Genomic DNA, 25,509 nt, shown 5'->3' with positions numbered 1-25,509 from the left:
TTTGCCCCTAACAAAGTTGATTATTTCCCCCCTTGGTTATTTATATTTCAATATTCTTCCAGCATACAGCATTTGTTAGGGAGAATTTATGCCATTCAGTACAGCAATACAGCAGACAGTAAGTAAGGACGAACTTTCTTTTGTTGAAGAAGGTTTAAATTTATATCAACAAAATACATTTTCGGATTCATTATGTAGCCCTCGTGATAAATGGTCTAAAAATGTTACGAGAGAGGAGTTTCTAGGAAGAGATGCACAGAATAAAGATTATCTTTTAGCGTTACTATCACAAGGTGCTTATCATAGTAATTGGCGTGATATTCAAGGAGTAAATAAACTCAGCACGTCAAAAATTAATGAATTAGGCATAGATGCAGAACTTTTAAATAATGAATTTACAGGTTTTCAATCGAATATTTGTTGTTTTAATGGTCTGTATATTATTTGCTTTGCGGGAACGAATGATATTGTCGATTTTTATGCCAATATTCGGCAAGGGCTAGGATATTACGAACCTCAATTCTTTCAGGCGGTAGGGTTAACTAATATTTTATATCGAGCCGTGAAAGGTAATATTATCTGTACAGGGCACTCTCTAGGGGGCGGTCTTGCATCAATAGCCGCATTGGCGAGTCAATCACCTTGTATTTCATTTAGTCCTTCAGGGCTTGCACAAAACACAGTACATAAAATTGGAATGGATTATAACATTGCTAAGCAACAAGCAGATGAAGGTTTGATACGCTTTTATACTGTTCAATATGATTGGCTTGATGCACTTCAAAACACGTTACCAATCCCTTCTGCGTTGGGAAACCGTATCAAAATGGCTTACAGCGAACATAATTCTTGGAAAGACTGGTTACCACACCGTTTGTTGACCAGGAGCTTTATTGCACATTCAATGGTTAAGATTATTAGGATGATGTGCAAACATAAACCATGGAATAATTGGAATGCGATTACAGGTGAATTTGATAAAACAGCGGATTCTATGTTGAATGAATTTCCAAACGTAGAGCAGAAACAAAGTTTTAATTGGCAAGAAAGTTGTAAGAATTCAATTAAGAAAGAAAATATTAGTGAATTTAAAGTGCTGCTTTCAATGAAAAATAAGCACTGCGATATTGATAAACTCGCAATGCAATCTGTTCGTGCAGGTAATAGCCAATTTATAAAAGTATTATTGGAATCTCCATACGGGCAGGGAATTAAAAAAATGCAGTTAGCTCAGCAAAAAACAGTTTTACATTTAGCGGCTCAAAGCGGGAGAATGGCTCAATCAGAAATTTTGCTGAGTAATGGTTTAATGGTCAACGTGAGAGATAATTTGGGAAATACCCCGTTGCATGATGCTTTAAATAGCCACTCTTTAGATGTTGCTGAATTATTATTATCAAATGGCGCAGATTGGCGAATGGAAAATAATCAGGGTTATAACTGCCGAGATATTTTAGATAATCATATGATAAAAGCAGAAGCGTTAACCAATGAAAGTCGGGTTATGAGGGAGAAGGTCTATAAGTTAATGAACTTAAGTTAATAAATGAAAAACGGGCCGAAGCCCGCTTTTGTCAGTATCACTCGATTGAGTTTTACTTGGTTTTATTGCTATCTGCAGTTGCAGATGGCGTAGTTGTAGAGGATACAGCTGGAGTGCGACGTTTACCGATATTTTTCTTATCGCGATGGCGTACTTTTTCTTTTTTCTTGCTTTGCTCTTCTTTTTTCTTCTCTTTACGCTTAGCCAGCACTTTCTTAGATGGTTTTGGCTTATTCAGCATCGCTTCAGAAGGCGCTTTGGTTGTTGGGCGTAATGAATCTACCACACGCATCTTAATTGGATCTTCGATGTAGCGAGTGATTTTTCCCAGTAGAGGGAAATCGTGCGCTTCAACTAAAGAAAGAGCAGTTCCTTTGCGCCCAGCACGACCGGTACGACCGATACGGTGCAAATAGACATCCGCGGTGCGCGGTAAGTCGAAGTTAAAAACATGGCTGACGTTTTCAATGTCTAATCCACGAGAAGCCACGTCTGTTGCAACGAGGACTTTAACTTGTCCAGTCACTAAGCGGCGAACAGCTTCGTTACGCTTCGCTTGCACCATTTCGCCTTCGATATAGCAAGGTTCAATCCCTGCCTCACGCAGCCATTGGACAACTTCACGAACGCGTTCACGCTTACGCACAAAGACTATCGATTTGGTGACGTCTTCTTGCTTGATAAGGTGACACAGCAGCGCAGTTTTATGCTCTAACGTGTCAGCGCGATAGTAAAATTGTTGGATTTTCTTGCGTTCACGGCGTGAAGGATCTGCTTCAATTTCGATAGGATCTTCGAGTAGACGCTCAGCAAAATCACGAATTGCTTCACCTTCAAGAGTGGCAGAGAACAACATGGTTTGCTTGCGCCAGCGGGTTTCGCCTGCGATAGTTTCGATATCGTGCGCAAAGCCCATATCCAGCATACGGTCAGCTTCATCGAGGATCAAAATCTCTACGGCGCGGCAATCGAAGTTTTCTTCTTTAATGTATTGCAGCAAACGTCCGGTGGTTGCGACGACGATATCTTGGTTTTCGCTGAAAACCTCAGCGTGGTTCATATACGCAACGCCGCCTGTAATGGTGGCAACGTCTAAATGATTATGTGCACACAACTCTTTAGCTTGATCAGCGACTTGCATAGCGAGTTCGCGAGTTGGTGTTAAAATCAGAACGCGAGGCGGACCTGATTTTTTTCTTGGGAAATCAAGTAAATGTTGAATGGCTGGCAATAAGAATGCCGCAGTTTTACCTGTTCCGGTTGGGGCTGAACCTAAAACGTCGCGTCCATCCATTGCAGGAGGGATAGCCGCTTCTTGGATGGCCGTCGGGCGCTCGTAACCTTTATTGGTCAGCGCGGTGATCAGGCTCTCATCAAGCTCAAGTTCAGAAAAAGTGGATGCAGTCATGATATACCTCTATTTGGGGCGCTGATTATAAACAGGTTAGCAAAATTGTTCACCACAAAAATCAGCTTTGTGCAGAGTTTACCTGTTTTTGTTGGCGGGGGGTATACAAGGAAGTGGCTTACTGATAATGCTCCCTCTTACCAAACTCTGTCGTATGGTTGGTAAGAGGGATGAAGTGGCATTAGCTGAGCATGTTAATTAACCAAGTGTGGTAAGGAATTCCCACGAGGTCGATAAGTACAGCACCGCTTAATGGCACAATCATAAACGCTTTCATAGAAACTTGTTTGTAGCGCTCACAGACTGATGACATGTTTGCCATTGCGTTCGGTGTCGCCCCTAAACCATGTCCCATCATGCCTGAACACATTACTGCAGCATCGTAATTTTTGCCTAATAGTCTGAAGACGACGAAAACAACGAACAGGATGATGGCAATAGTTTGCGCCAGTAAGATGATGAATAATGGCAGGGCGATGACTTTCAATTCCCAAATCTTAAGCGACATCATCGCCATAGTTAAGAATAAGCCCAGTGAAACATCTGAAATTAGGTTGATGGATTTTTGGTTAATACGAACAATTTCAACTTGGTCGTTAATGTTACGCACAATAATCGCGATAATCATTGCACCGACATAGCTTGGTAAAGAGAATCCCGTGGCTTTAGTAAATTGCGCAGAAGCAAATTGACCGACAACCATTACACCTAAAATAAGCGCTAACATTTTTAAGAATGCATGGGCATCGATAGAATCGATTTTGCCAGCCAATTTCTCTTCAACTTTCACGCTTTCAATGTGTTCTTCGGTTTGAATAGTGACTTTGTGTTTTTTAATTAAATAGCTCGCGATAGGGCCACCTAATAAGCTTCCTGAAATCAGACCAAACGTTGCTGCTGCAATAGCCGCAACAGTTGCAGACTGTACGCCAAGACCTTCAGCCATACCACCAAATGCCGCCGCACCACCGTGTCCACCTGTTAAGGAAACACCGCCAGCCATGATCCCGATAACCGGGTCGATACCTAATAAATGCGCCAGACCGGCACCAAAGGTGTCTTGGAAAATAACCAATGTCCAGCAAATTAACAGGTAAGTAATGAGTAAGCGCCCACCGCTTTTTAATATGCGGAAGCTGCCATCAATACCAACAGTTGTAAAGAATGCCACCATTAAGAATGACTGCAAGCTGGTATCGAACGTAATTTCAGCGAGATCGAAAGATTTTAATCCCCAAATAAGTAAGCTGATCAAAAAACCACCAATGACCGGTGAAGGAATACAGAAACGTTGCAGCCATTCAATGCGTTTTTTGAGGTGAACACCCATCAGTAGGCAAACTACAGTCAGGAAGAGGGTGGTGAGTGTGTCGATTTGGAATGTCATTTTTTTCCCTTTATTTATACCATGTCTTTCAATCTACAGCGTTGTTGGCCGCGTTCGGCTACCCTAGTCACACACTTATGTATGCTCCTAGGGATATCCTCTCTAGCCGCCTAGCTGTAACTCGAAATCCAAGGGTATAAATATCTTTATAATGAAAGAGATAAATACGCCTAATTTTCAAGCTACAGTGTTGTTGGCTATTTCGAACCTCAGTGCTGTTTATTTTTAACTAGTTGCTTAGTTGACTAAGCTTTTATTTATATTTTGAAAGACAAGGTAAAGTTGTTTATCAGTCGTTTTATTGTGTTTGTTGTTTTTAGAATAAATATTGGTAAACCAAGTAAGCTGCTAGTTTTGATGTGTGGTTATCAATATCAAATTCAGGATTGCACTCAGCGATATCAAACAGCGCAATCTTGCCGCTAGATTTGATGACATTAAATAATTCATCAAATGTTTCAGTAGAAATCCCTCGAGCGGCTGGCGCGCTGACTCCCGGTGCGATACCTGCAGAGAACACATCCAAATCCACAGTGACATACAGGTAATCCACCGAATTTATAAATTGTTTGATTTGCTCAATTGCTTGGGGTAATAAGCTCGCGGTTAAGGCTTTATCGCGAATATAGTGGCAACCTAAGCGATCCGCTGTATCAAATAACACCTTGGTATTACCGTGATCTGCGATGCCTAAACATAGGTAATTGAAAGGGCGCTGATGCTTAGCGCACAATTGCGACGATTGTAAAAATGGCGTACCGGATGTGGCTTCTGGGGCTTCACGTAAATCAAAGTGTGCATCAAAATTGATGATCCCAATGGTTTTTTCTGGTTGATGTTTTTGAACGAAATCGAAAACACCTTGGAAGCTCGCAAAGCCGACTTCGTGACCGCCACCTAAAACAATGGGTTTTTGGCGCTGTTCTAACACTGAGATTATCTCATCGGACAGTCGGCGTTGAGCCGCTTCCAGATTACCATCCTCACAACTTACTGTTCCCACATCACGAATAGCCAGTGGCTGGTGGATAGGCAGGCCAGCAAGTTGACGGCGGATAGCATCAGGACCAGCTTTAGCGCCTTGGCGGCCTTTATTGCGACGAACACCTTCGTCCGAAGCGAAGCCGATAATGGCAAACTCTGCAGGTGAACGCTGGTTGATGACTTGGTGAATGCGTAAATGTTCCTGTGTTTCACCATCAGTACGACCCTGCCATTGAAAAGGTTGTGTCATAGTTACTCCAAGTTAATTAGTTTTGTTATATTTTGGGCCGTTTGGCATGTGGCTTTAATTAGCTCATCGACACGGTTGACGGCACGAAATTCGGGTGCCATGACAGAGACGACAGCTAAAATATCATTGCCTTTAAAAACAGGTGCCGATGCGCCAAAAACACCAGCATCAATTTCACCAACAGAAATGCCATAGCCCTGTTGACGGATTTGGATCAGATCCTGTTTTAATTTCTGTAAATAGTTATCTTTGTGTAGCTGCTTGGCGTGAGTTTCGAAGACCAATTCTTGGTATTGTTCATCACGGTAGGCTAAGAGGGTTTTTGCACTAGCGCCGCGGATCACGGTATTGCCATGTCCCACAATAAAAGAGCAGCGTACGGCTTGTTCACTATCAATTTTATCGACACAGATGGTTTCCCGTAGGTTGGCGGTGATAACTGCCGCAGTCTCTTGGGTTTTTTTCGCTAATGCGTGCAGCTCTGATTTTGACGAGGTCATCAACAAGCTGTGGTGATAGTATTTTTCTTGAGTTTTGATACTCTGCGCACCAACGGTATAAGTGCCATATTGCTTAGAGTAAGTCACAAATTCCCAATTTATGAGAATAGTTAAAAGCCGATAAACCGTTGAGAGAGGAATATCTAACTCTTTGGAAATGGTTTGCGGTGTGATTGGAGACGCGCAAGTCGTGACAAACGATAAGATATCTAGTGTTCTATTAATACTGTTCATGGCATCTCCTTTTTCTCGAACTTAGCAGTAAAAAAAATCACTAACAAATCACATTCTCATTATGTGAGAATAATATTATTAGAATTAGATTAAATTTGCAGATTTGTGGATTGAAATTGAGAATATTCACGCAAATCCTATTTAAACCAGAGTGGCAGTATGAGCGAACAAAAAAAGAGTTATCGAAAAGGCGGGTTTACCTTCAAGCAATTTTTTGTTGCTCATGATCGTTGCGCGATGAAGGTTGGTACTGACGGGGTATTACTCGGTGCGTGGGCGCCTCTTAATGCAACAAAATATGCGTTGGACATAGGCAGTGGGAGCGGATTAATAGCCTTAATGCTGGCTCAGCGTAGTGAGCAAGTGCAGGTTGATGCGGTTGAACTTGATGACGCTGCGGCGTTACAAGCGCAGGAAAATTTTGATGAATCTCCATGGTCTGAACGGCTGCGAGTGTTCCATCAGGACATTATTACGTTTAGCGAACGGCCTAACCATCAGTATGATTTAATCGTGAGTAATCCCCCTTATTTTGAGCCCGCGGTAGCATGTCGGGATGAAAAACGAGACCAAGCTCGCTATACCGGAACACTGACTCACCAAGTATTATTAGATAGCGCTAAACGATGCTTGGCACTAGACGGTATTTTTTGTTTGGTATTGCCTTATGAAGTAGGGCAGAAAGTCGAATCGATGGCAATGGAGAGTGGTTGGAATTTAGCCTATCGCGCGCAAGTTCAGGATAAAGCACATACACCATATCATCGGATGCTATTAGGGTTGACGATTAAGATGACGGAACCGGTTATTTCGTCTTTAACATTGAAACAACCAGATGATAGCTATACGGATGAGTTTATCTCGTTGATCCAGCCATTTTATCTTAAGTATTAAAAGCCTATCTGCGGCTAATGCACAGATAGGCGGTGAATATTAGCGGGTTAAAACGGTTGGACCAGAATCGGGTAAAAGCTCAGGGTAGTCTAAGGTATAGTGCAAACCGCGGCTCTCTTTACGTTCTAAGGCGCAGCGCACCATTAGTTCTGCAACTTGGACTAAATTGCGCAGTTCCAGTAAGTTATTGGAGATGCGGAAATTAGCATAGTAATCATTAATTTCTTGTTGAAGTAAATGAATACGACGCAAAGCGCGTTCAAGGCGTTTTGTGGTTCTTACTATCCCCATGTAATCCCACATAAATAAGCGTAACTCATGCCAGTTATGCTGAATGACAACTTGTTCGTCAGAGTTATGGACTCGGCTTTCATCCCATTCAGGAAGTTCAGAAACCTCAGGGATCTGGTTGATCGTTTTGATGATATTTTCTGCGGCTGCCCACCCATAAACTAGACATTCAAGTAATGAGTTGGACGCCATGCGATTGGCACCATGTAGCCCGGTATAACTCACTTCACCAATAGCATAAAGATTCGGCACATCTGTCATGCCTGTCGGGTCAACAACAACGCCGCCGCAGGTATAGTGTGCTGCGGGAACTATCGGGATCGGCTCTTGGGTTAAATCTAAACCTAAGGTGAGCAATTTGGCATAAATGGTGGGGAAGTGGTGCTGAATAAACTCAGGGGATTTGTGGCTGATGTCCAGATACATGCAGTCTGCCCCGAGGCGTTTCATTTCATGGTCGATAGCTCTGGCGACAATATCCCGCGGTGCTAATTCACAACGAGCGTCATAATCTGGCATGAATCGGCTACCATCAGGGCGTTTTAAGTGAGCGCCTTCACCTCGTAAAGCTTCGGTGAGTAGGAAATTACGTGCTTGAGGGTGGAATAAACAGGTTGGATGAAACTGGTTAAATTCCAAATTAGCTACGCGGCAGCCTGCCCGCCATGCCATGGCAATACCATCACCGGATGAGATATCAGGGTTGGTGGTGTATTGATAAACCTTCGCAGCACCACCTGTGGCTAAGACGATAGTTTTTGCTCGTATAGTTTCGACTTGCTCTTTTTGGCGATTCCAAACATAGGCACCGACAATACGGGAGCGGGTATTTTGTTGGGTTTTATCTTCGAGGATCAGATCAACCGCATTGTAGCGTTCTTTGATCTGGATATTCGGGTGTTCGAAAGCAAGATTAACAAGGGTGGTTTCAACCTCTTTTCCGGTGGCATCTGCGTGATGCAAAATACGGCGATGACTGTGTCCGCCTTCTCGGGTGAGGTGATACTGAGTTTCCCCTGTTTCGTTGACTTCGGTATCAAATAAAACCCCTTGGTCAATCAGCCATTGAACACAATGTTTGGCGTTTGATGCAATAAACTCTACGGCGCTCTTTTCGCAGATCCCCGCGCCAGCCACAAGCGTGTCATTAACATGGGATTCTATGCTGTCGGTGTCATCGAAAACGGCGGCTATTCCGCCCTGAGCGTAATAAGATGCACCATCACTGAGGGTGCTTTTGCTGAGAATAGTAACTTGATGAAAGGGTGCAAGCCGGAGTGCGGCTGATAATCCTGCGACACCACTTCCAATGATTAAAATATCAGTGTCATGCTGTGTGGATGCGTTCATAAGTGTTTGTGTGTTGTGTTTCTATAGAGAATTTTATGTTAGCCTATCGAGCTGCCTGTGACTATGTATTAATCGCATTTTGAGTTCTTAAAGAACTATATTATTTAGCTACACTTTAGTTTATTTGGAAAATCATCATTTATTTTGGAAAAAACCATTGGCTAAATGAAAAGTGCCAATGTGAATGAATAAATTCCACGTAATCATGCCGTAGATATGCCTGTTTTGTGTATACTATTAGGTAGTGCTCACAAGGATCAATGAGATCGATTAAGAAACATCGATCCCATTTTTTGAAATTATTTTCGATTATTTTTGGAATAAATTGAACTTCATCAGTTTTTATTACTCGAAGTTAGGCTTGCTTAAGGAAGGGAGAAGATGAACAAGTTAAGTCATTATCAATCTGTGTTCAGGAGATGGTTCCTGGAATGAGCGAGCAGCTGACAGACCAAATATTGGTTGAGAAAGTACAAAAAGGCGATCAACAAGCTTTCAATTTACTGGTGATTAAATACCAGCATAAGGTTGCAAGTCTCGTTTCTCGTTATGTACCGCAAGCGGATGTGCCTGATGTTGCACAAGAGTCGTTTATTAAGGCTTATCGTGCAATCGGCTCGTTCCGTGGCGACAGTGCCTTTTATACTTGGCTTTATCGAATTGCTGTCAACACGGCAAAGAATTACTTAGTCGCGCAAGATAGACGTCCTCCCGCGTCAGATCTGGAAGCAAGCGACGCAGAAAACTTCGAATCAGCCGGCGCATTAAAAGAAATTTCGAACCCAGAGAACTTAATGTTGTCTGATGAATTAAAGCGAGTTGTTTTCCGTACTATTGAGTCACTGCCAGAAGATCTTCGAATGGCAATCACGCTACGTGAACTTGATGGCTTAAGCTACGAAGAGATAGCCGAAGTGATGGATTGCCCTGTAGGTACCGTTCGATCGCGGATCTTTAGAGCAAGGGAAGCAATTGATGAAAAAGTTCAGCCGTTGATCCAACAACATTAATTGGTTGGGTCGCGAGTTACCATTTAACTGTGAGCAATTAACTGAAGGTAATTGGGCATGCAAAGAGAGAAACTTTCCGCAATGATGGATGGTGAAGCTCTAGATTTAGAACTTATTAACACCATTTCATGTGATTCAACGTTAAAGCAACGTTGGGAGAGCTATCATCTTGTTCGTGATACTCTGCGTAATGATACAGGCGATGTCATTCATTTTGATATTGCAAGTAAAGTTGCGGCAGCGCTGGAAAATGAACCGGTGCGAATTAATCCTCAAGCAGTTGTTGAATCACAACCAGAACCTGCAAACTGGAGTGGTTTCCCGTTTTGGAACAAAATTCGTCCATGGGCTAGCCAAATTACGCAAATCGGTGTGGCTGCATGTGTATCACTCGCTGTAATTGTGGGTGTTCAACAATACAATCAAAGCAATAGCGTTGATTCTACTGTGGATGATCCTGTATTTAATACTGTTCCTGTCGGACGTGGCGCGCCAGTTAGCTTAAATATTTCAGATAGCCAATTGTTTGGTACTGAACAACAATCTCAGCAAATCGAACAACAAAATCAACGTATCAATGCCATGCTGCAACAGTATGAAATTGAAAGACGTTCGATGCTGAATCAGCCACATCAAGACAGTGATAAAAATACCGCATCAGCAGGGGTTAAACTGCAATAATGAATAAGTGGTTATCCGTCCTCTGCCTGACGGGCAGCCTGATTATATCTAATCAAGCGTCGGCATCATCTACGGATGCCGATGTTCTTTTCAAAGAAATGGGAACGGCTGCCCAGAACCTGTCATATGAAATGTCGTTTATGACATTCAATCCGCAAAATATCGTTCCAGTGCGCTATCGCCATGCGATTATCAATGGTGTTCCTATTTCTCAAATGATCCAAATGGATTCATCTCGCCGAGAAATAGTACAAAACGGCAACCGAATTAGTTATTTTGAACCGGGATTCGATGCGTTTAGCCTGAATGGCGAACATATCATTGATAACTTACCTACAGTACTTTTTGCTGATTACCAAAAAATTCAGCCTTATTATAATTTTATTGATGCTGGCCGTACGCATATTGGTGATAGACCCGCATTAGTCATCCGTATTATTTCAAAAGATAATTCTCGATTTAATTATGTGCTACTAATCGATGAAGAAACTAAGTTGCCACTGCGTGTTGATTTGCTCGACAACAATAATCAAACGCTGGAACAGTTTCGGGTGATTTCGACTGTCTTAGATAGCAAAAATGTACAAGACTCATTGAAATCTCTCAGCAATGTGAATTTACCGCCATTATTGGTATCGCCAAAAAATGAAAACCCATCATTTAAATGGCGGGTAGGAATGCTGCCTCCAGGCTTTGAGGAAGTCTCTCGCTCTACGCGAAAATTGAGCGATGATGACATCATTGAAACAGCGATGTTCAGCGATGGGTTATTCACCTTTTCGGTTAATGTGACAAAAACATCGAAAGGTCCTTTACTTGATCAGCCGCTACAAAATGGTCGCCGCACAATTTACACCATGACTCAAAAGCAAAATGTGATTACGATAATAGGGGAGTTACCGCTATCAACATCCCAGTTAATTGCGAGTAGCATTCAGTTTCGGGAGTAAATCATGGTAAAAGAATGGGCAACGGTGGTTAGGTGGCAGAAAGGACGAGCGTTATTGCGTTATGGCTCTTCGGCAGGATGTGGAAGTTGCAGCGCTCGTGCAGCTTGTGGTTCATATGCTTTAAACAAAATAGGACCTAACACAGAGCACGAATTGGAAATTGAAGTTGAACAACCTTTGGTTGTTGGACAAAAAATTGAAGTAGGTATTCCTGAAGGAAGCTTGCTACGTTCTGCTATGTTAGTCTATTTAACGCCATTAGTTGGATTGTTTATATTTGCCGCATTGGCTCAAATAGCTGAGTTTGAGCAGGTATGGGTCGCATTAGCGGGCATTTTCGGTGGGTTTGCTGGCTTTTTCAGCGCACGAGGAATGGCTTCACGTTGGCGCAATAAAATCGATTTTCAGCCTATCGTTTTACAAATAGGGCTGCCCCCCGGCGAAATTAGCATTCAAACACATTGTTGAATGCCATTGTCTCACATCGTCGCCTGTAGCTAAGCTTTTACAACATAAGCTTTTTGCTACAGGCGATTTTGTTTTTAGTCGTTCAAAAATGAAGAAAAATGAAATAAGTAACTCATTCAACTTTGGCTAGTTTACAGTTGTTTTACATTGAATCTTTGTGTTAGTGGGTTCTTGTATGTAAAATGCTGCTAATTAGCAATCTTGTGATAATCATAGCATTTTAGTTTTGTGGCAAAATTTGCTCAAAACTGATTTTGTAAGGCAATTTAAAAGAAGATATTACCTTGAAAATCAAAAACATTAGAAACTTTTCGATCATTGCACATATCGACCACGGAAAATCTACGTTGTCAGATCGTATTATTCAAATCTGTGGTGGCTTAACTGACCGTGAAATGGCGGCTCAGGTTTTAGACTCTATGGATCTGGAACGTGAACGTGGTATCACCATTAAAGCACAGAGCGTAACGCTCGATTATAAAGCGGCGGATGGTGAAACTTACCAACTGAACTTTATCGACACTCCAGGACACGTGGACTTCTCCTATGAAGTTTCTCGTTCATTGGCGGCGTGTGAAGGCGCATTATTAGTTGTGGATGCAGGGCAAGGTGTTGAAGCTCAAACCTTAGCGAACTGCTATACCGCAATTGAAATGGACTTGGAAGTCGTTCCAGTCCTTAACAAGATTGACTTACCAGCCGCTGATCCTGAGCGTGTTGCTGATGAGATTGAAGACATTGTGGGCCTTGATGCCCATGATGCCGTTCGTTGCTCTGCGAAAACCGGTATCGGCGTTCAAGATGTTATCGAACGTTTAGTAAAAGAAATCCCACCGCCAGAAGGTGATGGCGATGCACCGTTACAAGCGCTAATTATCGACTCTTGGTTCGATAACTATTTAGGCGTTGTTTCTCTGATCCGTATTAAAAGCGGAACATTGAAAAAAGGTGACAAAGTTAAAGTGATGAGTACGGGCAATGTGTATAACGCGGATCGCCTCGGTATTTTCACACCAAAACAAGTTGACCGTGATGTGCTTAACTGCGGTGAAGTAGGCTGGTTAGTGTGTGCGATTAAAGACATCACTGGCGCACCAGTCGGGGATACTTTAACTGGTGCTCGTAACCCAGCAGATAAAGCATTACCAGGCTTCAAAAAAGTTAAACCTCAAGTCTATGCGGGTCTGTTCCCTGTTAGCTCAGATGATTATGAAGCTTTCCGTGATGCATTGGGTAAATTAAGCCTGAACGATGCTTCTTTGTTCTATGAACCAGAAACGTCAACAGCATTAGGATTCGGTTTCCGTTGTGGTTTCCTTGGCTTACTGCACATGGAAATCATTCAAGAGCGTTTAGAACGCGAATACGATCTTGACCTGATCACCACGGCACCAACGGTAGTTTATGAAGTTCAGCAAACTAATGGCGAGATTGTTTATGTGGATAGTCCGTCGAAATTACCACCGCTGAATAACATCGAAGAGTTAAGAGAGCCTATCGCTGAGTGCCATATGCTGATGCCTAAAGAGTATTTAGGTAACGTTATCACTCTGTGTATTGAAAAACGTGGTGTACAAACCAACATGGTTTACCACGGAAATCAGGTTTCTCTGACCTACGAAATTCCGATGTCAGAAGTGGTGCTGGATTTCTTTGACCGTTTAAAATCAACCTCTCGTGGTTATGCTTCTTTAGATTATTCATTCAAGCGTTTCCAAACGTCAGACATGGTGCGTGTGGATGTGTTAATCAACAACGAACGTGTCGATGCTTTAGCGCTGATCACTCACCGTGGCAACTCGCAGTACCGCGGACGTGAGCTGGTGGAAAAAATGAAAGAGCTTATTCCACGTCAACAGTTTGATATTGCTATCCAAGCAGCAATTGGTAACCACATTATTGCTCGTTCTACAGTGAAACAGCTGCGCAAAAACGTTCTTGCCAAATGTTATGGCGGTGACGTTAGCCGTAAGAAGAAACTGTTACAGAAGCAAAAGGACGGTAAGAAACGTATGAAGCAAGTGGGTAACGTTGAACTCCCACAAGAAGCGTTCCTTGCTATATTGCACGTTGGTAAAGACAGCTAAGTTTACAAGGAGTCTTAATGGCTAACACATTTGCCCTGATCCTCACACTGGCTACTCTGGTGACAGGGATTATTTGGTGCTTAGATAAATTTAAGTTTGCGCCAGCACGTAAAGCGAAACTTAAAAAATTGCGGGAAGTAACAAACGGCTCAATGAACGAAGATGAACTTGCGAAAGCGGTTCGTCGTCCGTCGTGGCTGGAAACGGGAACCTCAATTTTTCCTGTGTTAGCCATTGTTTTGGTTGTTCGTTCGTTTATTTACGAGCCGTTCCAAATCCCATCAGGTTCGATGATGCCAACGCTTTTAGTTGGTGATTTTATGCTGGTTGAGAAGTTTTCTTATGGATTGAAAGATCCTATTACTCAAACCACATTAATCGAAACGGGTAAGCCTAATCGTGGAGATATCGCGGTATTTAAATATCCGAAAGAGCCAAATGTAGACTTCGTGAAACGCGTTATTGGTTTGCCGGGGGATAAAATCATTTATAACCCAGAAGCGAAAGAGCTGACCATTTACCCTAACTGCGCAGACAATAAATGCACAGAAAAATTGCCAGTCACTTATGGCCCATTAGAGCCAAGTGAATGGACAATGGTATTTGAAAATAGCTCTGTGGTTGATAATCAATATGGTAATTATCAAATCCCAATAGACCAAGCGTTACCGAATAACTCACTGCGTCAATATGGTCGAAGTGAGAAATTAGATACCGTTACGCACCAAATTTTGACGATTAATAACTACATTACTCAATCAAAATATGTACAACCAGGTTTACCACTTAATGAGTGGATTGTGCCTGAGAAACACTATTTTATGATGGGTGATAATAGAGACAACAGTTCTGATAGCCGTATGTGGGGCTTTGTTCCTGAGCAAAATTTAGTGGGGCGTGCAGTGTTTATTTGGTTAAGTTTAGATAAACAAGAGAACGAATGGCCTACAGGTATTCGCTTTAGCCGAATTGGTCCTCTATAATTCATTTCAGACAATGCGGGTTTTCATTAGAAAACTCGCATTATCATAAGCATTATTATTTTACCCAGTGTACAATAATGTTGTTTTAAACATTATTGACTTCCTAATTATTAACTATCCTCGTTAAATTCCGATAATTCATAAAAGTTATTTTTCGAATATCAATTGCTTACGAGTGATGGTCGACGGAAGTCAGTGCAAACGCAACAGTTTTGTAAAATAGCTGATTATACAGGTCTGTTGCGTGTGCTTTTTTATTAAACGTAGAATGGTTGGGCGCACATGAACCCCTCTTTGTTAGAAAAATTACAGCGTAAGCTGGGATATACATTCCAGCAAAATGATTTATTAATTCAGGCATTAACTCATAGAAGTGCTAGCAGCAAACATAATGAAAGACTGGAATTTTTGGGTGATTCAATTCTCAGTTTTGTGATTGCTAACGATCTCTATCATCGTTTTCCTAAGGTGGATGAAGGTGATATGAGCCGTATGCGCGCAACGTTAGTGCGTGGAAATACACTGGCGGAAATTGCCCGTGAATTTGAACTCGGTGAATGTTTACGTTTAGGACCGGGTGAATTAAAAAGTGGCGGTTTCCGCCGAGAATCAATCTTAGCTGATACCGTTGAAGCCTTAATTGGTGGGATTTTCCTCGACAGTAATATTCAAACTATCGAAGAGATCATTCTGGCATGGTACAAAGTAAGATTGGATGAAATTAGTCCGGGTGATAAACAAAAAGACCCGAAAACGCGGCTACAAGAATATCTGCAAGGGCGTCATCTTCCACTGCCAAACTATTTAGTGGTACATGTGAAAGGTGAAGCTCATGATCAAGAATTTACGATCCATTGCCAAGTGAGCGGCATTGAAGAGCCGATTAACGGCATAGGTTCAAGCCGTCGTAAAGCGGAGCAAGCCGCAGCAGAACAAGCATTGAAAATCTTGGAGATTGAATGAGTGAATTACAATCCCACTGTGGTTTTGTTGCCATAGTTGGACGACCAAATGTTGGGAAATCAACACTGTTAAACCAGTTACTGGGGCAAAAAGTCTCGATCACATCGAGAAAGCCTCAGACAACTCGCCACCGTATTATGGGGATCCACACAGAAGATAATTACCAAATTATCTATGTTGATACCCCAGGTCTTCACATCGAAGAAAAAAGAGCGATTAACCGTTTGATGAACCGCGCAGCATCTAGCTCCATTGGCGATGTTGAATTGGTTATTTTTGTGGTTGAAGGTACCCACTGGACACCAGATGATGAAATGGTGCTGAACAAGCTATCTAGCTTACGTTGCCCAGTTATTTTGGCGATCAACAAAATTGATAATGTGGTGGATAAAACCAGCTTACTGCCACACATCGGTATGATCAGCCAAAAAATGAATTTCCTGGATGTCGTACCAATCAGTGCAGAAAAAGGCACTGGCGTTGATACCATCGCGAAGATTGTGAAACAGCATATCCCTGAAGCTATTCACCACTTCCCTGAAGACTATATTACAGACCGCTCTCAGCGTTTTATGGCTTCTGAAATTATCCGTGAAAAACTGATGCGTTTCTTAGGTGACGAGTTACCGTACTCTGTGACTGTTGAAATTGAACAGTTTAAAGAGATGGATAAAGGCGGCTACCATATCAACGGTCTGATTTTAGTTGAGCGTGAAGGCCAGAAAAAAATGGTTATCGGTAATAAAGGTAGCAAGCTGAAAACCATTGGTACAGAAGCTCGTATTGATATGGAACGCCTGTTTGAAACGAAAGTTCACTTAGAGCTTTGGGTTAAAGTTAAATCCGGTTGGGCAGATGACGAAAGAGCACTGCGCAGTCTGGGCTATGTTGACGATTTAAAATAATCGGTGACGCCGTGAGTGGTTGGCAACGCGCGTTTGTGCTCCATTCCCGTCCTTACAGTGAAACAAGTCTATTAATTGACTTTTTCACGGAAGGGGAAGGTAAAATTCGTTTGTTAGCAAAGGGTGCGAGACGCAACCGCTCACCATTAAGAGGCTGTTTACAGCCTTTTACACCTTTGTTGATCCGTTGGAGTGGCAAAGGTGAGATCAAAACTCTCATCAATGCTGACCCTGTCTCTCTTGCTCTCCCTCTCAGTGGCACTGTTTTATATAGTGGTTTATACCTTAATGAACTTACCGCTCGGGTTATTGAGTTCGGTACACCTTATTCATCTCTATTTTTTGATTACCTCAATTGTTTGCAAGTTTTAGCCGGGAGTGAACGCACGCCTGAATCTGCGTTACGCCAGTTCGAGCTCGCTTTGCTGTCTTATCTCGGTTATGGCGTAGATTTTTTACATTGTGCGGGCAGTGGTGAGCCAGTTTCAGACACCATGACCTACCGTTACCGTGAAGAAAAAGGGTTTATCGGCAGCCTAGTTGTTGACCAACTCACGTTCACGGGGAAGCAATTAAGAGCGTTAGCCGACCGAGAATTCCCAGATGCCGACACCTTAAAAGCTGCTAAACGGTTTACCCGCATGGCACTAAAACCTTACCTAGGTGGTAAACCTCTTAAAAGCCGTGAACTTTTCAGGCAATTTACTATCCCTTCTCAGAACATGGCTAAGTCGTAGCAATTATTTGATTTTGTTTTATGGCGCTATTTTTTATCTGTTGTAATTGCAAATGGCTGTCATCCAAACTGTTGTAACCATAAAACGGCAGGTGAGCGAGACAAATTTTTTGTGCTATTTACTTTCTTCGAGGCGCTTCCCAAAAAATGAATGTAATTGATGAAATATTATTATTAGTTTGGAATCAGTAAGGAAGAAAGAGATATTTTTTCCCCCAATCCCATAAATTGCAGTAGGATATGGCAGACAAGAAATAAGTGACTGTTTATTCATAGGGAGTTAAACATGGCTGAGCTGTTATTGGGCGTTAACATTGACCACATTGCAACTGTTAGAAATGCAAGAGGAACACAATATCCTGACCCTGTTCAAGCGGCATTTGTTGCTGAGCAAGCTGGAGCCGACGGGATCACTATCCATTTACGTGAAGATCGCCGTCATATTACCGATAGAGACGTTGAACTGCTCAACCAAACCATTCAAACGCGTATGAACCTTGAAATGGCAGTCACAGATGAGATGATTGACATTGCTTGTCGTATTAAGCCGACTTATTGCTGTTTGGTTCCTGAAAAGCGCGAGGAAGTGACCACTGAAGGCGGACTTGATGTCGCAGGGCAAAAACAAAAAGTCGCATCCGCAGTAAAACGGCTGACCGAAGCAGGTATTTTAGTTTCTTTATTTATCGATGCGGATCATGAACAAATTGATGCAGCTCAAGAGTGTGGAGCGCCATTTATTGAAATTCACACAGGCGCATATGCGGATGCCAAAACTGAACAAGAGCAAGAGCTTGAGTTCCGCCGTATTCGTGATGGCGTAAGTTATGCTGCAGGTAAAGGTATTAAAGTGAATGCGGGGCATGGACTGACTTACCATAATGTTCAACGTATCGCAGCGCTGCCTGAAATTTATGAGCTGAATATCGGTCACGCGATTATTGGACGTGCGCTGTTTAGCGGTTTAGCTCAAGCGGTGTCTGACATGAAAAACTTACTCACAGAAGCACGTAAATAATGGCTATTGTAGGTTTAGGTACAGATATTGTTGAGATTACGCGTATTGAATCTGTTATCGAGCGCTCCGCAGATAGCTTAGCGAAGCGTATTTTAACAGAGCATGAATATGCGCAATACCAGCAACAAACTAAGCCTGCGCGTTTTCTTGCTAAGCGATTTGCAGTGAAAGAAGCGGCGGCTAAGGCATTAGGTACGGGCATCCGTAATGGTTTGGCGTTTAATCAGTTTGAAGTCACAAACGATGAGCTAGGCAAGCCATTACTGTCACTGAGCGGTGAAGCGTTAAAATTAGCCAATAGCTTAAAAGCCACGCATTTTCATGTTTCAATTACTGATGAACGACACTATGCGGCTGCAACGGTGATTATTGAAAGTCTGTAGTCATTATTCATTGCCGGCTTATCTGTAGTCGGCAATGTTTCAATGAAATAGTAGCTCAATGGAAAAGTCTTTTAATGAAAGAGCACTTCAACGGATGGGTTTTTAGTAAAACAAAGCTAAATAACGCAGAGTTCAACCATCGTCGTTTCAACAAGCCTGTTCCGCATCTTTGTTAAATTAGATTTTATCGGCGTGATGGATCATGACAAATTTATCCCAAAGCTGTTCCTGGGATTCAATATGTTCAGGATCTGTAATAATTGTATTAGTGATAGGGCAAACTGATTGGCAAGTGGGTTTATCATAGTGCCCAACGCATTCAGTACACAGGTTTGAATCTATTTCATAGATTTCCGCCCCCATGAAGATCGCATCATTTGGACATTCAGGTTCACACATATCGCAATTAATACAGCGTTTAGTAATTAATAAAGACATATCAATAATTTACGTTTAATAAAGTTAATAATCAGTAACTTAGGTTTTATCCGTATTCGTTACTTTCGTCCGGCTATTGTATTTTTATACAGTATGTTTTACATTGAGAAACCTAGATTCGTAACACAAAATAGCAACACATACCTATTTTACAGCTCTAAAAATACCTAATGTGTGAGCTTTTAATTTAATGTGTTGATATGACGAGGTATTCCAATGTCAAAAGTAGCAACACAAAAGCCCGATAACACTAATTCTGATGAATATACCGACGCATTACAGCGTTGGGAGTCATGCAAGCCACCCTACACAAGTACACACATGAGAATCTGTGTTACTGCCGCAAAAATCATTTTAAAACACATCAACAAGCCACGTCGATCTAAATACGAGAAAGAGCATTACTTACGTATTGATTTTAGCAAAGCCGGCAAGGTAACAGTATACGCAGAATTCCCCAAGCATATGGAAGTCAAAGGTCAAAAATTAGGGGAGTGGCCAGAACTATCATTACCCATCGCAAGAGAAAAAGCTCAATTATTAGCAGAGCAAGGGTTAAGAGCAGAGTCAGTCCATCAACTAATAGACGCCTACGAAAAGGATTTAGCCGGCAAAGTTTCCAGAGCAAAGCTTAGCGAAAATAGCTATGCGACATATTGCTGTAGAACAAAACAAATAAAAGAATCCTTTGGCGCCAGAGAAGTTTTTAGCGATATAAAGTACCCGCGGCTAATTGAGATCATTGATTCATGGATACAGACAAAATCCAATAATCAGGCTCTAGAATTATTTGCAGAGTTGCGCCGGCTTTGGAAATTTGCGGCGCCGATTTATTGTAATGGAATAAATATAGCAGCGAGTATCCCTGATGATTATGTTTCTTCGCGCGTGCAGAAGCCATTACCAACCAAACGCTATACTGATATAGAATCGATAGCCACACTTTGGATTAACGTAGCATCATGCACTTCAGTACACCAAAAAAATGCAGTCAGATATATGATTTTGACCGGCGTTAGACCGATAAATATTGCAAATTTACGCTGGGACTATGTTGATCTTGATAAGCTTGAGATTACATACCCAGCTGGGTTAATAGGTATGCGTGGGGCAATGAAAACGCAGAAAGAATTCAAGTTTCCGATTACGAAAGCTATGAAAACTTTACTCGAGGAGCAACTATCGTGGCGAGAGTCTGCAGTTAATTGCAACCGTGAATATGTATTTCTACAACCTAGGGATCCTCTGCTGCCATTTTCCAAGCGTTCCTTGGATAAACTGGTGAAAACATATAGCCCTGAAGGAGCAGTGAAAGGCGTTGTGCATGAAGGAACGGTAAAGGGGAAGTCAGGGGCATTTAATACGATGTGTCGAAAATTCTTCAAAAGTAACGTCATTGCTCAAATGCGACAGAGAGGCTACTCGCGTTCAGACACAAAAGAGATAAGCATTTTATGTCTGCATCATTCTGACAAAAGCGAAGATCCGATGGCTGAGCATTATGATTTTTCTGATGAAATACTGCAGGAAGAAATAGCGCTAAAGCGTCAGGCTTTTGAGGCCCATGAAAATAGTATTTTGACTCAAGTAGCGCTATTACGTAGAAAGATGGGTTAGTAAACTTTTCGGCATTTTTCGATGAATGCTTTAACGTTTTTATACTCGTATCTAACAACTTTTTCGGTAAAACAAATAGGTGCGAGTATTTCTTTATGTCGATGATTGTTATTCCAATCAGCCAAAGTTTTAGGGCTAATACCTCCTATAAGAACACATACTTCTTGAATACTTAATAAGTCGTCGTCATGGTATTTTTTCTTAGGGGCATTCATCTCTTCTTTTTTTGTTTTGCGTTCTACGCAAGCGCTTTCTGTTGCCATCTTGGTCTTGCCTCATTATTGATGAAATAATTTGATCAGCGGTATTACAAGCATGTTTTATTTCAGCTGCGGCGCATGGTCTGTTTTTTACACTTGCAGCTAACTTGCCTAACTTAATATCGAATTCAGTTAATAGTTGCTCCTCGGGTTCCCAAGGGGTTAGTTGTGGTTGTTTCATGGCGGTCACTCATTATCGAATAAACCGCCATATTAATTATTACTAAAGAATAAAACTGATTAAGCTTAATCAATTACTGGCCCGTATGATCGCTTCAACCGGGTAGCACTCGGACAAAATACCTTGCTGGGTCAGAGTGTCTTTATCAATCAGGCAGTTTTGCTCATCAGGATACGTGTAGCCATATGGTTTATACAAGCAATCAGCGCCGCTGCAAATTAACAGGAACAAAGCATACATCATGATGTTTTCCCTTTAGGTTGAGGCTCTTTTACTGGCTCAATCTTGATGTCTTTGGGGAAGTCATAAACGATATAGCAGCGGACACTCGTTGTTATAAAACCTACAGAGCCGTCTGGCATGGTCAATTTAACGGTTGGCTGCTGATTACTGTGAAAATGTTTTAACATTGGTCTTGCCTCTTAATTTCTATGCTTCTAATTGCAATTTTAATTTTAGCCAATTGCAAGATAGCCGGTTTATATTCAGCTGATACACCAGAAAAGAAGCGGTTCATTACTCCATGCTCTGGTTTAGTGATCATCATTAAATTCTCAATGGTGCAGTTTAATGGGTTGCCATCTATGAATTTGATAACATGACCTTTGGGTATCTTTCCGTTACTCTTTTCCCATAGCAAAATATGTTTAAATTTCCACTTGCTCGGTAAGCCTATTTTTACTTTGATATATCCAGTTGTAGCTATGACTTCTGCGCCAATTTCATGGCGGTTATGAGGAATATGATTCTTTTTAAAAGATCCTGAATTTGCCCCCTTTAAACCCTTAATACCTTTATTGGCGGGTATATGACCTTTAATAAACACTCCAGACCTACCAGTTTTCAATTTAAGGCTTTTACGTAACCCATTGATCATGTCTTTTGAGCGAGTGGTACCAAACTGGCTATTAAAGTTAATGGTGAGTTGAGGGAGCGATAATAGGTAGTTTTTACGCATCCAGTCACGCATTTCTTCGTTATAAGAAAATCGGCTCATTTTTTAACTTCCAGATAATTAGGGGCGTCTTTAATACGTCCTTCACTAGCCATACGCTTAACACTAATCGCCAACTGGCCATTATTGACAATCTGCGATGCAACTGCGGATAAAGCCTTTGCGCGTCCAATTTCCTCTTTAAGCTCTTCCCCTTTAAGATCTTCATCAGACAGTCTTTCCAATTGCATGAACAAGTAGTTATGTAAATCTTCTAGGTTATTTTTCATAATAAATACACCGTGACATGTCACGTTAGTGAATAATTACCGATGATGTTGGGTAGCCTAGTTGCAGTAAAACTGCTTTTTTTACCATTGATAGCGTATGTTCTTCTTGGGTTGTCACATGCTCAGTTGTATCTGTAGACCACTCTACGCTGCACTTATTGCTTGCTTCATCGTGAGTAATAATCACTTCAAGTTTCATAGCCATAATGTCTCTCCTGATAATGCGCCCAGTAATGGGCGCTATAGGTATTAACGAACCATCAATGAACGGTCACCAGTTTCTAAGTGAGCACCGGGAACGTCGATGCCGTTTTCGATAGCCTCTTTAATGGCTTTTTTGTCGGGTGCCGTAATGGTTTGAACATCGACTAACTCATTAGGCAGTGCATCTTCATTATCAATGATGACTCGAACAACACCGGCGCGAGCCGTGAATGTATTTTTAGTTGTTTTCAACTTGTCCAAGCCCGAAGTTAACAAGCAATCCAAGGCATATTTTTTCAGGCTCTTAACCTGATTTTCGAATGACTTTTTACGGTCTGCCAGACGTTTGGATTCTTCATCCAATGTTTTGGCTTGACCTTCTAAATTACGGGCATGAAGCATAATTGCATCAAGCTTATCGCCTAGCTCACCTTCGATGCCTACTAACGTATCGGCGATATCTTCCGCGGTAAACTCACCAGTTTCGACGAGTTGTTGTAATTTGCTGTAGTCAGCAGCCATTGCAATAGCAGTTGTCTTGGTCATTAGATTGCCTCTTCTTTCTGATTAAGTTGGTCTAAACACTCTTTTTCAATTTCATTTAACCGGCGTAAACGACCGTTTAAATATCTTTCATATTCAGTATCACCACGTTGTTTAGCTAATTTAGCGTGGGTTGAGATTTCACGGGTAAGGGTTGAAGTAATACCACGTAATTCGTTTGCGGTGACAGCACTGCGCATAGTCTCAGTGTGTCGAGAGAATTTCTCATCTAACTCTTTACGAACGCGAGTTGTATCTTCAGCATTGTCTGTCGCTGCTTTGATTTCATACTCGAGCTTATTACTTGCAACATATTCAGGGTTATCGTGCATACCCATAAACACATCAGAACTAAATCCAAGCATTGATAAGGCTTTTTTAATTGCATCAGTGAGTGATTTTTTAATTGCCTCACCATCGACTTTAATTCCGTAGTTCGTTTGGTAGCGATAAGGCGTGGCGCCATAACTTTCAAACTCACCGCGTGTTTCACATTCGATGGTGTACCAGAACTTGATCTTGAGCGAATGGTTCTGTTCACAAAATAATGAGCCATCAGCATCACGTAAAAATTTAGTGGCCACTTGCTTATTACGTTCATCGAGGACAGGTTCTAGGAGTGGCTTTCCATCAATGAACTTCTCTTCGATAACTTCATATCCCCAGCCTTCACCAATAGGGCCAAAGATTTCAGTCGCACGCATAAACATGTAAGTGCTGTTAATGCTGGTACCAGTAAATCCCATACCCTCTAAAGGCTTGGTAAATCGTGCGTCAGTGCGCTGTACGCGCTTCCAAATGCTGAGGTGGTCGTTATTGCCTTCGAGCACTTCATCGATAACTGTTGCACGATGTTCAAAATCATCTTGCTCAGCAGCGACAGCGGGAATTGGTTTAGTAACTACCTGCGTTTCTTTAGTTTCAACGGCAACGGTTTCAGGTTCTTTTTCCGCTTTAGCCGGTGTTTCTTTTTTCTTGCTGCCGCGTCTGGTTTTTTCTTTGGTAACGGGCTCTTTGGGGTCTTCATCATTAGCCGGTTTGGTACCTAAGTTATCAACTGAAAAACGACCATTACCTAAGGAGGTTACTTTTGGATTTTCGGTACCAAGCTTTGCATCTATAAACGCTTTACGGGCATTGGCATCATCAAATAATTCAGGCTTCTCTCGTGCCTCAGTCACTAATGCAAAGATGTTTTCGCGCGGTATATCGAGAACGCTAGGGAATGTGCGCAAGTCCATTGATAAACGTTTCCATGCTTTATCTTCAGCTGCCATTAATTCTTTAGCTTTACGGATATCAGCACTACGGATAGCATCAAAATCAACATCACCAATTAATGCAAGGGCAACCTCCATATCAAGTGTGGCATAGTCACGTTTAAGTACAGGTTCTTCTTCAATTGCTGTTTTAGTAGTAACATCTTCAGGTTTAGGATCTTCAACTAACCAACTGTTACCTAATCCGATTGCATCGATGACAGAAACATTATCATCAGTATATTCAAAAACAGCATGGGCAATTTCAGATGTTTGTTCAGCATCCATAGAATCGAGAGCTTTTATTCTTCCCAAGCCTTGAGCGATATTACGGATTTTTGGTTGCTCTGAACTTTCATTCATAAAGCTAATGGCTTTGCTTACATCAGTGCGAGTAAACTGGGTTTTACCAAACAACAAGATTGCAGCGATACGAATAGTCGTATTTATTTTGCTAAACTCTTCTAATTTTGCCGGCTTCCAGCAAGTACCGTCGAATTCATTTTCTATTGCAAATGTTTCATCAAATTGACCAACCGGTGGGCGAGGTGAACCCATGGCATCTTCACAAACGATAGGTTCGTCAGTGTTGAAGTTATCCATAGCGTCTGGATACACTTCTGATAACTTAACCATGGCTGTTGCAGCAGCTAGTTTTGCATTTGCAGCATCGAGAGCGATAGTTAATGGTACCGCGCCATTAGTGCGAGCCTCGGTCGTTGGCTCAAATACACAGATAAAAGTTTTCATTGGTCTTG

The 25,509-nt window shown here is 41.8% G+C and carries 27 protein-coding genes; 14 read left to right on the top strand and 13 right to left on the bottom strand.

What is annotated here, in order from left to right; translation table 11 throughout:
• Positions 1 to 88: 88 nt before the first annotated feature.
• Positions 89 to 1,543 (top strand): ankyrin repeat domain-containing protein, encoded by a 1,455-nt coding sequence (locus HFU86_RS13170; RefSeq protein ID WP_132495616.1) that lies wholly within the window; start codon positions 89 to 91, stop codon positions 1,541 to 1,543.
• Positions 1,544 to 1,595: 52 nt separating this feature from the next.
• Here HFU86_RS13170 and srmB read toward each other — a convergent pair whose 3' ends face one another.
• The 4 genes from srmB to HFU86_RS13150 all read right to left on the bottom strand — a co-directional run bounded on the left by srmB (position 1,596) and on the right by HFU86_RS13150 (position 6,306).
• On the bottom strand, positions 1,596 to 2,951 hold the full coding sequence (srmB, locus tag HFU86_RS13165; RefSeq protein WP_187129437.1) for an ATP-dependent RNA helicase SrmB: 1,356 nt from the start codon (positions 2,949 to 2,951) through the stop codon (positions 1,596 to 1,598).
• A 181-nt stretch (positions 2,952 to 3,132) separates the two neighbouring features.
• The gene (gltS, locus tag HFU86_RS13160) at positions 3,133 to 4,338 is read right to left on the bottom strand and encodes a sodium/glutamate symporter (protein WP_187129436.1); all 1,206 of its coding nucleotides are present in this window, start codon (positions 4,336 to 4,338) and stop codon (positions 3,133 to 3,135) included.
• A 316-nt stretch (positions 4,339 to 4,654) separates the two neighbouring features.
• Positions 4,655 to 5,572 carry a formimidoylglutamase gene (gene hutG, locus HFU86_RS13155; RefSeq protein ID WP_187129435.1) on the bottom strand — a complete coding sequence of 306 codons (918 nt, stop codon included), beginning with the start codon at positions 5,570 to 5,572 and terminating at the stop codon, positions 4,655 to 4,657.
• Between the two features lie 2 nt (positions 5,573 to 5,574).
• Complete coding sequence (locus HFU86_RS13150; protein WP_132495610.1) at positions 5,575 to 6,306, bottom strand: IclR family transcriptional regulator; 732 nt, start codon at positions 6,304 to 6,306, stop codon at positions 5,575 to 5,577.
• 159 nt (positions 6,307 to 6,465) lie between these two features.
• Here HFU86_RS13150 and trmN point away from each other — a divergent pair, with 159 nt between their 5' ends.
• On the top strand, positions 6,466 to 7,200 hold the full coding sequence (trmN, locus tag HFU86_RS13145) for a tRNA(1)(Val) (adenine(37)-N(6))-methyltransferase TrmN (RefSeq protein ID WP_187129434.1): 735 nt from the start codon (positions 6,466 to 6,468) through the stop codon (positions 7,198 to 7,200).
• Between the two features lie 39 nt (positions 7,201 to 7,239).
• Here the strand turns inward: trmN and nadB are convergent, their stop codons facing one another.
• Positions 7,240 to 8,841, bottom strand: a complete 1,602-nt coding sequence (gene nadB / locus HFU86_RS13140; protein WP_036949425.1) for an L-aspartate oxidase — start codon at positions 8,839 to 8,841, stop codon at positions 7,240 to 7,242.
• Positions 8,842 to 9,272: 431 nt separating this feature from the next.
• Between nadB and rpoE the strand changes: the two genes are divergently transcribed.
• The 11 genes from rpoE to acpS all read left to right on the top strand — a co-directional run bounded on the left by rpoE (position 9,273) and on the right by acpS (position 19,025).
• The gene (gene rpoE, locus HFU86_RS13135; RefSeq protein WP_006661282.1) at positions 9,273 to 9,851 is read left to right on the top strand and encodes an RNA polymerase sigma factor RpoE; all 579 of its coding nucleotides are present in this window, start codon (positions 9,273 to 9,275) and stop codon (positions 9,849 to 9,851) included.
• Between the two features lie 57 nt (positions 9,852 to 9,908).
• Positions 9,909 to 10,532, top strand: coding sequence for an anti-sigma-E factor RseA (gene rseA / locus HFU86_RS13130; RefSeq protein WP_187129433.1), 624 nt, complete (start codon positions 9,909 to 9,911; stop codon positions 10,530 to 10,532).
• The gene (gene rseB / locus HFU86_RS13125; RefSeq protein ID WP_036949430.1) at positions 10,532 to 11,482 is read left to right on the top strand and encodes a sigma-E factor regulatory protein RseB; all 951 of its coding nucleotides are present in this window, start codon (positions 10,532 to 10,534) and stop codon (positions 11,480 to 11,482) included. The genes rseA and rseB overlap by 1 nt, the downstream gene beginning before the upstream one ends.
• A 3-nt stretch (positions 11,483 to 11,485) precedes the next feature.
• Positions 11,486 to 11,950: a SoxR-reducing system protein RseC gene (gene rseC / locus HFU86_RS13120; RefSeq protein ID WP_132495606.1), complete on the top strand. Its 465-nt coding sequence runs from the start codon at positions 11,486 to 11,488 to the stop codon at positions 11,948 to 11,950.
• Between the two features lie 290 nt (positions 11,951 to 12,240).
• Positions 12,241 to 14,037 (top strand): translation elongation factor 4, encoded by a 1,797-nt coding sequence (gene lepA / locus HFU86_RS13115; protein ID WP_132495826.1) that lies wholly within the window; start codon positions 12,241 to 12,243, stop codon positions 14,035 to 14,037.
• 17 nt (positions 14,038 to 14,054) lie between these two features.
• Entirely contained in the window at positions 14,055 to 15,020 is a 966-nt protein-coding gene (gene lepB / locus HFU86_RS13110) for a signal peptidase I (RefSeq protein ID WP_187129432.1), read from the top strand.
• 282 nt (positions 15,021 to 15,302) lie between these two features.
• On the top strand, positions 15,303 to 15,983 hold the full coding sequence (gene rnc, locus HFU86_RS13105; RefSeq protein ID WP_036949435.1) for a ribonuclease III: 681 nt from the start codon (positions 15,303 to 15,305) through the stop codon (positions 15,981 to 15,983).
• Positions 15,980 to 16,888, top strand: a complete 909-nt coding sequence (era, locus tag HFU86_RS13100; RefSeq protein WP_036949437.1) for a GTPase Era — start codon at positions 15,980 to 15,982, stop codon at positions 16,886 to 16,888. The genes rnc and era overlap by 4 nt, the downstream gene beginning before the upstream one ends.
• 11 nt (positions 16,889 to 16,899) lie before the next feature.
• Positions 16,900 to 17,625: a DNA repair protein RecO gene (gene recO / locus HFU86_RS13095; protein ID WP_132495602.1), complete on the top strand. Its 726-nt coding sequence runs from the start codon at positions 16,900 to 16,902 to the stop codon at positions 17,623 to 17,625.
• A gap of 285 nt (positions 17,626 to 17,910) precedes the next feature.
• Positions 17,911 to 18,642: a pyridoxine 5'-phosphate synthase gene (gene pdxJ / locus HFU86_RS13090; protein ID WP_132495600.1), complete on the top strand. Its 732-nt coding sequence runs from the start codon at positions 17,911 to 17,913 to the stop codon at positions 18,640 to 18,642.
• On the top strand, positions 18,642 to 19,025 hold the full coding sequence (gene acpS / locus HFU86_RS13085) for a holo-ACP synthase (protein WP_036949441.1): 384 nt from the start codon (positions 18,642 to 18,644) through the stop codon (positions 19,023 to 19,025). Before pdxJ ends, acpS begins: the two co-directional genes overlap by 1 nt.
• A 177-nt stretch (positions 19,026 to 19,202) precedes the next feature.
• Here acpS and HFU86_RS13080 read toward each other — a convergent pair whose 3' ends face one another.
• Positions 19,203 to 19,463: a YfhL family 4Fe-4S dicluster ferredoxin gene (locus HFU86_RS13080; protein ID WP_187129431.1), complete on the bottom strand. Its 261-nt coding sequence runs from the start codon at positions 19,461 to 19,463 to the stop codon at positions 19,203 to 19,205.
• A 216-nt stretch (positions 19,464 to 19,679) separates the two neighbouring features.
• Here HFU86_RS13080 and HFU86_RS13075 point away from each other — a divergent pair, with 216 nt between their 5' ends.
• Entirely contained in the window at positions 19,680 to 21,080 is a 1,401-nt protein-coding gene (locus tag HFU86_RS13075) for a tyrosine-type recombinase/integrase (RefSeq protein WP_187129430.1), read from the top strand.
• Here the strand turns inward: HFU86_RS13075 and HFU86_RS13070 are convergent.
• The 7 genes from HFU86_RS13070 to HFU86_RS13040 form a co-directional block, all read right to left on the bottom strand.
• Entirely contained in the window at positions 21,077 to 21,343 is a 267-nt protein-coding gene (locus tag HFU86_RS13070; protein ID WP_255425981.1) for a hypothetical protein, read from the bottom strand. The genes HFU86_RS13075 and HFU86_RS13070 overlap by 4 nt on opposite strands.
• A gap of 417 nt (positions 21,344 to 21,760) precedes the next feature.
• The gene (locus HFU86_RS13065) at positions 21,761 to 21,931 is read right to left on the bottom strand and encodes a hypothetical protein (protein ID WP_187129429.1); all 171 of its coding nucleotides are present in this window, start codon (positions 21,929 to 21,931) and stop codon (positions 21,761 to 21,763) included.
• Positions 21,925 to 22,518 (bottom strand): HNH endonuclease signature motif containing protein, encoded by a 594-nt coding sequence (locus HFU86_RS13060; protein WP_187129428.1) that lies wholly within the window; start codon positions 22,516 to 22,518, stop codon positions 21,925 to 21,927. Before HFU86_RS13060 ends, HFU86_RS13065 begins: the two co-directional genes overlap by 7 nt.
• On the bottom strand, positions 22,515 to 22,745 hold the full coding sequence (locus HFU86_RS20200) for a hypothetical protein (protein ID WP_006660853.1): 231 nt from the start codon (positions 22,743 to 22,745) through the stop codon (positions 22,515 to 22,517). Before HFU86_RS20200 ends, HFU86_RS13060 begins: the two co-directional genes overlap by 4 nt.
• Before the next feature lie 25 nt (positions 22,746 to 22,770).
• Positions 22,771 to 22,950 (bottom strand): hypothetical protein, encoded by a 180-nt coding sequence (locus tag HFU86_RS13050; protein WP_006814785.1) that lies wholly within the window; start codon positions 22,948 to 22,950, stop codon positions 22,771 to 22,773.
• Between the two features lie 44 nt (positions 22,951 to 22,994).
• Positions 22,995 to 23,495: a siphovirus Gp157 family protein gene (locus HFU86_RS13045; protein WP_006660855.1), complete on the bottom strand. Its 501-nt coding sequence runs from the start codon at positions 23,493 to 23,495 to the stop codon at positions 22,995 to 22,997.
• Positions 23,495 to 25,501: a hypothetical protein gene (locus tag HFU86_RS13040; RefSeq protein WP_187129427.1), complete on the bottom strand. Its 2,007-nt coding sequence runs from the start codon at positions 25,499 to 25,501 to the stop codon at positions 23,495 to 23,497. Before HFU86_RS13040 ends, HFU86_RS13045 begins: the two co-directional genes overlap by 1 nt.
• Between the last annotated feature and the right edge of the window lie 8 nt (positions 25,502 to 25,509).

This window comes from Providencia sp. JUb39, assembly GCF_012272845.1.
In the GTDB taxonomy this organism is placed as follows: Bacteria; Pseudomonadota; Gammaproteobacteria; order Enterobacterales; family Enterobacteriaceae; genus Providencia; species Providencia lanzhouensis.
Note: the sequence above shows the minus strand (reverse complement) of the source record. Positions and strands in the feature narration are given on the sequence as shown.

Bases quoted from the DNA above. Each gene is read 5' to 3' on its own strand.
- HFU86_RS13170 (WP_132495616.1), top strand. From the start codon at position 89: ATGCCATTCAGTACAGCAATACAGCAGACAGTAAGTAAGGACGAACTT.
- srmB (WP_187129437.1), bottom strand. From the start codon at position 2,951: ATGACTGCATCCACTTTTTCTGAACTTGAGCTTGATGAGAGCCTGATC.
- gltS (WP_187129436.1), bottom strand. From the start codon at position 4,338: ATGACATTCCAAATCGACACACTCACCACCCTCTTCCTGACTGTAGTT.
- hutG (WP_187129435.1), bottom strand. From the start codon at position 5,572: ATGACACAACCTTTTCAATGGCAGGGTCGTACTGATGGTGAAACACAG.
- HFU86_RS13150 (WP_132495610.1), bottom strand. From the start codon at position 6,306: ATGAACAGTATTAATAGAACACTAGATATCTTATCGTTTGTCACGACT.
- trmN (WP_187129434.1), top strand. From the start codon at position 6,466: ATGAGCGAACAAAAAAAGAGTTATCGAAAAGGCGGGTTTACCTTCAAG.
- nadB (WP_036949425.1), bottom strand. From the start codon at position 8,841: ATGAACGCATCCACACAGCATGACACTGATATTTTAATCATTGGAAGT.
- rpoE (WP_006661282.1), top strand. From the start codon at position 9,273: ATGAGCGAGCAGCTGACAGACCAAATATTGGTTGAGAAAGTACAAAAA.
- rseA (WP_187129433.1), top strand. From the start codon at position 9,909: ATGCAAAGAGAGAAACTTTCCGCAATGATGGATGGTGAAGCTCTAGAT.
- rseB (WP_036949430.1), top strand. From the start codon at position 10,532: ATGAATAAGTGGTTATCCGTCCTCTGCCTGACGGGCAGCCTGATTATA.
- rseC (WP_132495606.1), top strand. From the start codon at position 11,486: ATGGTAAAAGAATGGGCAACGGTGGTTAGGTGGCAGAAAGGACGAGCG.
- lepB (WP_187129432.1), top strand. From the start codon at position 14,055: ATGGCTAACACATTTGCCCTGATCCTCACACTGGCTACTCTGGTGACA.
- rnc (WP_036949435.1), top strand. From the start codon at position 15,303: ATGAACCCCTCTTTGTTAGAAAAATTACAGCGTAAGCTGGGATATACA.
- era (WP_036949437.1), top strand. From the start codon at position 15,980: ATGAGTGAATTACAATCCCACTGTGGTTTTGTTGCCATAGTTGGACGA.
- pdxJ (WP_132495600.1), top strand. From the start codon at position 17,911: ATGGCTGAGCTGTTATTGGGCGTTAACATTGACCACATTGCAACTGTT.
- acpS (WP_036949441.1), top strand. From the start codon at position 18,642: ATGGCTATTGTAGGTTTAGGTACAGATATTGTTGAGATTACGCGTATT.
- HFU86_RS13080 (WP_187129431.1), bottom strand. From the start codon at position 19,463: ATGTCTTTATTAATTACTAAACGCTGTATTAATTGCGATATGTGTGAA.
- HFU86_RS13075 (WP_187129430.1), top strand. From the start codon at position 19,680: ATGTCAAAAGTAGCAACACAAAAGCCCGATAACACTAATTCTGATGAA.
- HFU86_RS13070 (WP_255425981.1), bottom strand. From the start codon at position 21,343: ATGGCAACAGAAAGCGCTTGCGTAGAACGCAAAACAAAAAAAGAAGAG.
- HFU86_RS13065 (WP_187129429.1), bottom strand. From the start codon at position 21,931: ATGTTAAAACATTTTCACAGTAATCAGCAGCCAACCGTTAAATTGACC.
- HFU86_RS13060 (WP_187129428.1), bottom strand. From the start codon at position 22,518: ATGAGCCGATTTTCTTATAACGAAGAAATGCGTGACTGGATGCGTAAA.
- HFU86_RS20200 (WP_006660853.1), bottom strand. From the start codon at position 22,745: ATGAAAAATAACCTAGAAGATTTACATAACTACTTGTTCATGCAATTG.
- HFU86_RS13050 (WP_006814785.1), bottom strand. From the start codon at position 22,950: ATGGCTATGAAACTTGAAGTGATTATTACTCACGATGAAGCAAGCAAT.
- HFU86_RS13045 (WP_006660855.1), bottom strand. From the start codon at position 23,495: ATGACCAAGACAACTGCTATTGCAATGGCTGCTGACTACAGCAAATTA.
- HFU86_RS13040 (WP_187129427.1), bottom strand. From the start codon at position 25,501: ATGAAAACTTTTATCTGTGTATTTGAGCCAACGACCGAGGCTCGCACT.